Here is a 339-nt window from a genome sequence, read left to right on the forward strand (position 1 = left end):
GCGCATGCGCGGCGGTAAACCTTTCGTCTTCAGCAATCAGAAAACCGGCGTCGGCCTGGAAGAAATCGTCGCCTTCATCGAACGCCAGGGCTTGCTGACCGCAGCCTGATCAACCCCCACAAGGAGCCTGTCCATGCGCCTCAATACACTTCTCGCTGCCGCAGCCTTGCTGCTCACTCCCGCCCTAGCCTTCGCCCACCCCGGCCATGGCGACGACGGCCTGGTGGCCGGTATCAGCCACCCGCTGGGCGGCATCGACCGCTTGCTGGCAATGGTCGCCGTGGGCATGTGGGCCGCTCAGCAAAAAGGCTCGGCGCGCTGGGCGCTGCCGTGCACGTT

1 protein-coding gene and 1 pseudogene are annotated in these 339 nt (G+C 65.5%); both read left to right on the top strand.

What is annotated here, in order from left to right:
* Positions 1-109 (top strand): annotated as a pseudogene (locus HX873_RS31455) (urease accessory protein UreG); the annotation flags it as partial.
* Between the two features lie 24 nt (positions 110-133).
* The coding region (locus HX873_RS31460) for a HupE/UreJ family protein (RefSeq protein WP_177123864.1) at positions 134-339 on the top strand (206 nt) is incomplete at its 3' end.

Origin of the sequence: Pseudomonas sp. P7758 (assembly GCF_013386485.1) — a bacterium.
Lineage (GTDB): Bacteria > Pseudomonadota > Gammaproteobacteria > Pseudomonadales > Pseudomonadaceae > Aquipseudomonas.